The 8,478-nt window shown below is 49.2% G+C and carries 7 protein-coding genes and 2 pseudogenes; 6 read left to right on the forward strand and 3 right to left on the reverse strand.

All coding sequences use genetic code 11. The annotated features are described in order from the left end of the window. The 4 genes and pseudogenes from MHN01_RS09005 to MHN01_RS09020 all read left to right on the forward strand — a co-directional run. Positions 1-308, forward strand: a pseudogene (locus MHN01_RS09005) (bifunctional NADH-specific enoyl-ACP reductase/trans-2-enoyl-CoA reductase); the annotation flags it as partial. A 207-nt stretch (positions 309-515) separates the two neighbouring features. Then, a complete protein-coding gene (locus MHN01_RS09010; RefSeq protein ID WP_239411049.1) occupies positions 516-1,718 on the forward strand; it encodes an MFS transporter in 1,203 nt (400 codons plus the stop codon). A gap of 10 nt (positions 1,719-1,728) precedes the next feature. Continuing rightward, positions 1,729-2,664, forward strand: a complete 936-nt coding sequence (locus tag MHN01_RS09015) for an alpha/beta hydrolase (RefSeq protein ID WP_239411050.1) — start codon at positions 1,729-1,731, stop codon at positions 2,662-2,664. Positions 2,665-3,015: 351 nt separating this feature from the next. Then, a complete protein-coding gene (locus tag MHN01_RS09020; protein ID WP_239411051.1) occupies positions 3,016-4,317 on the forward strand; it encodes a glycoside hydrolase family 18 protein in 1,302 nt (433 codons plus the stop codon). A 122-nt stretch (positions 4,318-4,439) separates the two neighbouring features. Here MHN01_RS09020 and MHN01_RS09025 read toward each other — a convergent pair whose 3' ends face one another. Then, positions 4,440-5,081 carry a glutathione S-transferase family protein gene (locus MHN01_RS09025; RefSeq protein ID WP_239411052.1) on the reverse strand — a complete coding sequence of 214 codons (642 nt, stop codon included), beginning with the start codon at positions 5,079-5,081 and terminating at the stop codon, positions 4,440-4,442. Between the two features lie 170 nt (positions 5,082-5,251). On the opposite strand from MHN01_RS09025, the gene MHN01_RS09030 reads away from it, so the two are divergent. Both MHN01_RS09030 and dbpA read left to right on the forward strand, forming a co-directional pair. Further along, positions 5,252-5,845 carry a TetR/AcrR family transcriptional regulator gene (locus MHN01_RS09030; RefSeq protein ID WP_239411053.1) on the forward strand — a complete coding sequence of 198 codons (594 nt, stop codon included), beginning with the start codon at positions 5,252-5,254 and terminating at the stop codon, positions 5,843-5,845. A gap of 111 nt (positions 5,846-5,956) precedes the next feature. Further along, complete coding sequence (dbpA, locus tag MHN01_RS09035; protein ID WP_160652866.1) at positions 5,957-7,345, forward strand: ATP-dependent RNA helicase DbpA; 1,389 nt, start codon at positions 5,957-5,959, stop codon at positions 7,343-7,345. A gap of 93 nt (positions 7,346-7,438) precedes the next feature. On the opposite strand, the gene MHN01_RS09040 is transcribed toward dbpA, so the two are convergent. Both MHN01_RS09040 and MHN01_RS09045 read right to left on the reverse strand, forming a co-directional pair. After that, the gene (locus MHN01_RS09040) at positions 7,439-8,266 is read right to left on the reverse strand and encodes a UDP-2,3-diacylglucosamine diphosphatase (RefSeq protein WP_239411054.1); all 828 of its coding nucleotides are present in this window, start codon (positions 8,264-8,266) and stop codon (positions 7,439-7,441) included. 11 nt (positions 8,267-8,277) lie between these two features. Beyond that, positions 8,278-8,478 (reverse strand): annotated as a pseudogene (locus MHN01_RS09045) (hypothetical protein); the annotation flags it as partial.

An 8,478-nucleotide genomic window follows, 5' to 3' on the forward strand; every position in this document is an offset into this window, starting at 1 on the left:
ATAAGGGGGTACATGAGGGATGTATTGAACAAATGCAGCGTCTGTATTCACAACGACTCTATGGGCCACATCAGCATGTTCCTGTTGATGAGAAGCGTTTGATCCGTATTGATGATTGGGAGCTGGACGACGATGTACAGCATCAGGTAAGCCAGTTAATGGCACAGATCACCCCGGAGAACTTTACGGCGGTGGGTGACTACCAAAGATACAAGACGGATTTTATGCAGTTGAATGGTTTCTGGCTTGATGGCGTTGATTATCAGGAAAGAGTTAACCTGGAGGCGCTAAAAGCGTTGACGCCATAATTTCAAAAAAGCATGTTATGGCAGCCCTGCCTTTGTGCAGGGCTTTTTGTGTTGGTCGAAATATAATATAAAAAACAATCATATAGTTTACATGCCGTACAAGATCACACAATTCATTATTGCGGAATAGGGATAATCCAGCTTTATAAATTCGGTAGTATAAGTCCTGAAAAGAATAATATTTAATGACCTTGGAAGGCACCGGATATGAGCAAAAAACAATTGATTGAATTTGTGATATTCATGACCTATGCACTGTTTGCAATGTCATGGGTAGCGGGTTCGATGATGACAAAAGACATCATGGCCTACTACAACATTGAAGGTATGGCGGCAGCGACCTGGATGACCAACGCGATCACCATCGCTAAAATTATAGGTAACCTGTCGGCAGCCTGGCTGCTGGTAAAAATGGGGCCGAAAAAGGCGTTTGCATTTGCCTCTGTACTGATAGTTGCCGGCGTGGTTGGTGCGTTTGCCTCCAACTATCCGCTGTACGTTTTTTCTCGCCTGGTGATGGGGTTCGGTGGCGCATTTGCTATCGTTTATTTTAATCCTATTGTGATTAATTACTTCTCGGCCGAAGAGCGGCCAATGATTAATGGCATTAATGCTGCGGCATTTAATACTGGCAACCTGCTGGCGCTATTGCTGACAGGCTCGTTGCTGTTGACCTTTCAGAGTTGGCAGAATGTGATTGTGCTGATTTCCCTAGCCAGCCTGGCTGTTCTGGTTGTATGGTGGTTCATCAGTGATGATTTCTCGCTGGCTGGCGGCACAGACAACAAGAACGAGCAGCAAGCTTATACCCTGAAAGATGGTTTCAAGGAGCCCGTTAACTTCTGGTTACCGATTGCCTATTCTGGTCTGTTGTTTTGTTATATCGCGGTGTTTGCTCTGTTCCCGCTGGTGCCGAGTTTTGCTGCCGAAGCCAAATACCTGTCATCGATCATGATAGGTGCCGGTATGGTGGGTACAGTGGCAGGAATAATGATCACAAAACGCTATCCGCTGCGCGTTCCCGTGATCCGTTATTGTGGCCTTGCCATGACGTTGTTTGCGGCCCTGATGATCAGCACAGCCAGTGCACCGGTGGCCTATGGTGCAGCCTTTATGGCCGGATTCTTTATGTTTATGCCGATGACGGCGCTTATTACCCTGCCTCAGGAGCTGCCGGATATGAACCCTGCCCGAATCACGGTGATTTTCGGGATGTTCTGGTCAATTTCTTACATGATTGAAACTGGGCTGATGTACCTTGCGGGCGTGATTGCCGATGTATCGGGTAATATCGCCCTCTCGGCCACGTTTGCCGTGGCCTGTTCGTCGACCTTCTTCCTGGCCAGCTTCTTCTTGCCTGAAACTGGCAAGAAACCCACGCTCACCCATCACGCAATCAGCAAAGCATAAGGAGCACGCTATGCGCCAAGTTAGCCCGAAACTACAACCGTGGCTTGATAACTTTAACCAGCAGGTAGCCGTATTAATCGAGAATGGATTCAAACCGACGGCAACGAATGCCCGAGAGGGGTTAGCGAACTTAACCCGTGGCTTGATCTCAGATATTCCGGATGTTGCCTGGATACAAGATGATTTGGTATTGAGTGAGCACTATTCTGTCCCTGTACGAATCTATCACCCTGCTCCCGAACAGGCGTTGCCGATACTGGTTTATTATCATGGCGGCGGCCATATGGGGGGGAGTGTCACGGTATATGATCCGATTTGTCGTAAGTTAGCCAATGCTACCGGGCATATTGTTGTTTCGGTTGATTATCGTTTGGCTCCCGAGTGCCCTTATCCGGCCGGTGTCAACGATGCCTATGGTGTCGTTAAAAACCTCTGGGCAACGCTGGATGAACGTGCACTTAACTACCGGCGTGACTTGTCGATTGCCGGTGACTCGGCAGGTGGTGCCCTGGTCGCGACGGTTAGCGGGCAGGCACAGTATGATGATGATGTCGTGATCCGCAAACAGGTGATGATTTATCCCAGCCTGGACTACACCATGGATTCAGGCTCGATGGAGCAAAATGCAACGGGGTATTTACTGCAAAAAGGCAAAATCGCCTGGTACTTCGACAGCTACTTTCAACATGGTGAAGACCGACGGGAGACTTCCCCGTTATACGGACGCTTAACGTTGAAGTTACCAGAGACCTTACTGTTTACGGCTGAGTTTTGTCCGTTACGTGATGAAGGAATAAGTTACTGCGAGAAAGTCAGTGCCGAAGGGGTGAAGGTAGAGCATGTTCATTTCGATGAGATGATTCATACTTTTTTGAATATGGAAGATCTGGTCAAAGAAGAGTGTGAGCAGGTGTATCAGCAGATAGCCAGATTCTTGAACGAGTAACTGTATTTCCTAAACCGGTTGGGATCTAATAGCCTCTATTTTTTGATTAGCTACGGCTAACAAGAATGGAGGTTTTTTTATTTAAAGAGCACCACCGCCGGATTTGTATACGTGGAGGCAGTATGACTTTTTCGCAGTGTGATACAGCGAACAACAAGGTATTCATGAAGTGACTCGAAAATCGGCCAATCAGCTTTAATAACTTTCTGATTAGTTAATATTTTTCGCAAATGATAGAGGGCGAATTTGATAAAAACCAAGTGGCCGGGTGGTCTTAGCAATGCCCGCACCTTGTAATGGTTTTTATTTTTTTACGTTTTTTCCCTTTATTGACGTGAATAAGGAGTGTTTATGAAAAGGACACTATGCGGGCTGCTGGCCTGTAGTCTCTGGGCTGTTCCTGCCGCTGCCGAACAACCTGTGGTAGCGGGTTATTTTGCTGACTGGCAGTACGATAACGAGGCTAATCCGTACACGGTGGATGATATCCCTGCGGATAAGTTAACCCATGTGATTTACGCTTTTCTGAGTATGTGCGGTCCGCATGAAGGGGCGAGCGAAAAAGTACAGAAACAGGTTGCCGGAGCTTGCCAGGGCCAGGCTCCCTTTACGGCGGTTGTGGTCGATCAGAAAGCGGCACTGGAGATTGATTTTGGCGAGGTAAGTACCGGTGTCCCTTACAAAGGACATTTTGCTCAGCTCACTGAACTGAAAAAGCAGCACCCGGATCTGAAAATTCTGCCGTCGTTCGGTGGTTGGACAATGTCAGAAGCCTTTCATGCGATGGCGAAAGATACCGCCCACATTGATCACTTCGCCAAAACAGCAGTGGAGCTGATTGCCAAGTATGATTTCTTTGACGGGATTGATCTTGATTGGGAGTATCCGGGTGGCGGTGGCCTGACAACCTCACCATGGAATTCCGATACCAAGCTGAGTGCCGAGGAGCAGGCTGCTGAGCGCGAGGCCTTCTCTTACCTGGTCAAAACGCTGCGTATAGAGCTGAACAAACTGGCGGCCAAAACTGATCGCTATTATGAGTTGTCGTCCGCCATTGGTGTTGGTAACAAGGCTGCCCAGATCGACTGGAAATCAGCCGCTCCCTACATGGATAACATGTTTGCGATGACCTACGACTTCCTTGGTGGCTGGGGGGCGCAAACTGGTCACCTGACCAACCTTCATGCAACCAAACGTAGCTGGTGGGGACAAGGTGCGGATGTTTTTATCGAGCAGATGATTGAGCTTGGTGTACCGGCTGAGAAACTGGTGCTGGGCGCAGCGTATTACGGGCGAGGCTGGGAAGGAACGGAAGGCTTTGACGGTAAGCTGCCGACCAGCAACCTGGTGTCTGAGAAAGGAGCATCCTTCGGTACCGATATCGAGGAGCCGGGTTACTTTATGTATTGGGATCTGAAGCGTAACTATACCGCCGAGCAAGGCTATCAGTATGGTTATGATGAAGCCTCTGAAGCGCCATTCCTGTGGAATCCGAAGAAGCAGGTTTATATCTCGTTTGAGGATAAGCGTTCGGTGAAAGCCAAAACCGAGTGGGCCAAGGAAAAAGGGCTGGCCGGTATGTTTACCTGGGAATTGTCAGGTGATGTTGATGGTGAAATGACGGAAGTGATGTACCGGACCCTCAACGACTAACAACCACTATACGCCGCGTATTAGCGGCATGAACAAACACCAAGGTTCAGATATGACATTACAAAGTCTTCTTGCCTTGGTGTTTTCTCGATACTTCCTTATTCCGCTTTCGTATTTGTCCGTTATTTCGCAAATACCTTGGCCATGGTCGCCTTGGCGTTCTCGACTACAGATTTGACGGACGGGCGTTGCATGGCACGTTCGAGATAAGCTGCAACTTCTGGGTATTGCTCGGCAAACGGATACACTTTTGTTGCTAGCGCCAATGCTGGTATTGCCGAACAGTCTGCCATGGTGAAGTTATCCCCGGCCAGCCACTCTCTGTCTGCAAGCTCCTTGTTCATCTTGCCCAGCAGAATACCCAGCGTGTGCTTGGTCTTATCTAGCTCCGCTTGATTTTGTTCGGCTTCTGGTTTCAAGCTGGCAAAGAACAGGCTGCCAACTTGGTTGATCAGGTAGAGATCATTGATTCGATCCAGGAAACGCACTTTGCGGGATGCATCGACACCATCTGGGATTAGCGTGGTGCCCTGCTTGGGATAGTGCCCCTCGAGGTATTCAATAATGATTGTTGACTCGGGGATCATATAGTCGTCAATCATTAGCAGCGGCACTTTGCCAATCGGGTAAATTTCACGAAAAGCAGAACGCTCCTCTTCATCCATCAGGTTTACGATGCTGTGTTCAACGTCAACCTGCTTCTCCTGAAAAGCAATGAGTACCTTCATTGAGTACAGTGACATTGGGTTGAAATACAGTTTCATGGCGTTTTCCTTGTAATGAGCTTGATTGATTAGCGTGCGTTGTGCTGTCAGGGACTGGTGTCTCAATTAAGTAACCGATCGGTTACTTATCTTAGGCTGGTGCCAGATGTTGTGCAAGATGTTTTTCACCGATTGGTGTAAAATGAGCCAAAAGACAGTTGAGACCAAATATGGCCAGAAGTAAAAACTATCAACGAGAACACGTGATTGATGCTGCAATGCAAGTGTTTTGGCAACATGGCTATGCGGCAACATCAGTTGCCCAGCTGTGCGAGGCCAGCGGACTCAATAAGCGTAGTCTATATAACGAGTTTGGTAGCAAGGCTGAGCTGTTTGAAGAGGCGCTGATCCGCTATCGCTCGCTGATGAACGAGCCAGCCAAGCTGCTCATGGCTACTCCGCTCGGGGCTCAGAATGTGATTCATTTTTTTGAGTTTATTGCCCAAAGTACCGCTGAACGTTTTGAAGGCTGCCTGTTAACACTGGCATTGAACGAAACGAACCAGTTAGAAGTACAACATCGTGATAATTTGCAGAGGCACTTTAGTCAGCTGGAAGAAGGCTTGCTCGTTAATTTGGCCGTAGATCTGCCTCCGGCCAAGGCCAAAATCATGTCACAGTATCTTCTTAACAGTTTGTTAGGCTTAACGAGCTGGATCCGGCTGAAGCCAAGCCGGGACGAATACGAAAATGTGATTAATACCTTGTTAGAGCCGTTGCGTGCTGCTTTGGACCAGCAAGCCGGTAGCACCTCATCCCAGTAAATTGTTTCTTTTACCGCCAAAGGCTGGTAGTGTCGCAGCCCTTAAAACGGCGTCTTGTACGCTAACTGTTTATTGCTGCCAGACGTTCCAGCATCACATAGGATATTTCCCTTGAGCCAGACTGCCTTTTCTACCCTGAATCTGAAACCAGATTTACTTTCAAACCTGTCTTCGCTTGGCTATGAAGCGATGACGCCAATTCAGGCGCAAAGTCTGCCGCATATTCTTGCGGGCAAGGATGTGATCGCGCAGGGTAAGACGGGGTCGGGTAAAACGGCAGCGTTTGGTTTGGGGCTGCTTGATCATCTGAATGTGAAGCGCTTTCGTGTTCAGTCACTGGTATTGTGTCCGACGCGCGAGTTGGCCGATCAGGTAGCCAAAGAGATCCGTAAACTGGCTCGTGCGATCCATAATATCAAGGTGCTGACTTTGTGCGGTGGTATGCCGTTTGGCCCGCAAATTGGCTCGCTGGAGCACGGTGCTCATATTATTGTCGGCACACCTGGCCGGGTGGAAGAGCACGTTCGTAAAGGTTTTCTGAACCTTGACGACCTGAATATGCTGATCCTCGATGAGGCCGACCGTATGTTGGAAATGGGTTTCCAGGACGCCCTGGATGCGATTATCGATGCTGCTCCTGAGCGTCGTCAGACGCTACTGTTCAGTGCAACATATCCGAAGCAGATCGAGTCCATTGCCAAGCGCATCATGTATAAGCCGGTAATGGCAAAAGTGGAATCTACCCACGATAGCAGCAGTATTCAGCAGCACTTCTACAAGGTAGACAGCAACGAGGACAGAATGACAGGCCTTCGTCTGCTACTGTCGCAGCATCGACCTGAATCAGCGGTAGTATTCTGTAATACCAAACGTGAAGCGCAGGAAGTGGCTGATGATCTGGAGCATTATGGTTTTAGTGCGATTGCCCTGCACGGTGATCTTGAGCAGCGTGAGCGTGATCAGACCCTGGTACGTTTTGCTAACAAGAGTGCCTCAGTGCTGGTAGCCACTGACGTGGCGGCCCGTGGCCTGGATATCGATGCGTTGGATGCCGTGATTAACTATCATGTCGCCCGTGATACTGAAGTGCACGTGCACCGCATTGGCCGTACGGGTCGTGCCGGCAGCAAAGGCATTGCCTGTTCATTCTTCAGCGACAAAGAGCACTATAAAATCGCTTTGCTGGAAGACTATCTGGACAAGACGATTGAAGGTGAAGAGCTGCCTCCGTTGCACCTGCTTGATCAACCTACTCACCGTCCGGCCATGGTCACCCTGCAAATTGGCGGTGGCAAGAAGCAGAAAGTCCGCCCGGGCGATATTCTTGGTGCGTTGACTGGCGATAATGGCATTGCCGGTAACCAGGTTGGCAAAATCAACGTATTTGATATGTGTGCTTATGTTGCAGTGAACCGCGAAGTGGCTCGCGCCGCATTGAAAAAACTGGAGAACGGTAAAATGAAAGGCCGTTCTTTCCGTGTACGCCAGATCCGCGCCTAACGCTAAGAAGAAACGCTAGAACCACACATTGAAAAGCCCGCCTTGGCTATCCTCGGCGGGCTTTATTTTGTGAGCTTTATGGCACTGGATCGCTTAACTTTGTTTTCTTGCTGGCTTTTGGAGTGGTGGGAGTGGATAGGGGGCACAGTAGGCTTTGTCATTGGCGGCACTGTCACACTTGATCGGCTGCTTGATATCAGCCCAGTGAACCAGCTCCAGTCGGCCCTGCCTGTGTTCAACCAAAGCGGTACAGCTTTCGACCCAGTCACCGTCATTGCAATAGAGCACGCCATTAATTGTGCGCAGCTCGGGCTGATGAAGGTGGCCGCAGATAATTCCGTCCAGTCCCTGTCGGACAGCTTCCTGGGCGGCAGCCTGCTCATAGTGTTCAATGGCCTTGCGGGCATTGCCTACCCGGTTCTTCACGTAATAGGCCAGCGACCAATAAGGTAGGCCGAGACACTTTCTTACCCGGTTTATAACTCGGTTCAATCGGAGTAGCTGGTAGTAGGAGGCATCTCCCACCATTTTTAGGAATCGGCTACACAGTACGGCATGGTCGAACTCGTCACCGTGGGTCACCAGATATTGCCTGCCGTCGGCATTGGTATGGACAAGGCGTGATAGGATTTCCACATTAAGCAGAATATTGCCGATAAACTCTCTGACCTGATAGTCGTGATTGCCGGGAATATAAACCACCCGGGTATCACCACTGGCAATGTTGATGATTTTGCGCAGCACTTCCTGGTGCGATTCCGGCCAGTGAATGGTTCGGTTCATCATTTCGAAGTCGATGATATCGCCGACCAGGTAAAGAGTGTCGCATTGCGTATTGTTCAACAAATTCAATAAGTATTCGGCTTTGCAATCGCGAAAACCTAGGTGGATGTCCGAGAGCCAGATAGCGTTGTAGTGCATGAGGCTTTCCTCTAGGCCTTATTCCCTTCCCCTAAATAGCGCTTGCGCTTGGAAGGTTTGAGTTTGGCCAAGTCGGCAATAAACAGACCGTCAACACAGTTCCCGAAGTCAGGATCGACACTGAATGTCATTAGCTGGAATCCCCCGTTATCAAACAGTGATGCGTATTGTTTGAAGAGCACCGGTATTTTGTAGCCCTGTTCACTGAATTG

Source organism: Photobacterium sp. OFAV2-7, from assembly GCF_022347985.1.
GTDB lineage: Bacteria > Pseudomonadota > Gammaproteobacteria > Enterobacterales > Vibrionaceae > Photobacterium.

Excerpts from the sequence above, each read along its gene's own strand:
- MHN01_RS09020 (WP_239411051.1), top strand. The coding sequence starts at position 3,016 with ATGAAAAGGACACTATGCGGGCTGCTGGCCTGTAGTCTCTGGGCTGTT.
- MHN01_RS09030 (WP_239411053.1), top strand. The coding sequence starts at position 5,252 with ATGGCCAGAAGTAAAAACTATCAACGAGAACACGTGATTGATGCTGCA.
- MHN01_RS09010 (WP_239411049.1), top strand. The coding sequence starts at position 516 with ATGAGCAAAAAACAATTGATTGAATTTGTGATATTCATGACCTATGCA.
- MHN01_RS09025 (WP_239411052.1), bottom strand. The coding sequence starts at position 5,081 with ATGAAACTGTATTTCAACCCAATGTCACTGTACTCAATGAAGGTACTC.
- MHN01_RS09015 (WP_239411050.1), top strand. The coding sequence starts at position 1,729 with ATGCGCCAAGTTAGCCCGAAACTACAACCGTGGCTTGATAACTTTAAC.
- MHN01_RS09040 (WP_239411054.1), bottom strand. The coding sequence starts at position 8,266 with ATGCACTACAACGCTATCTGGCTCTCGGACATCCACCTAGGTTTTCGC.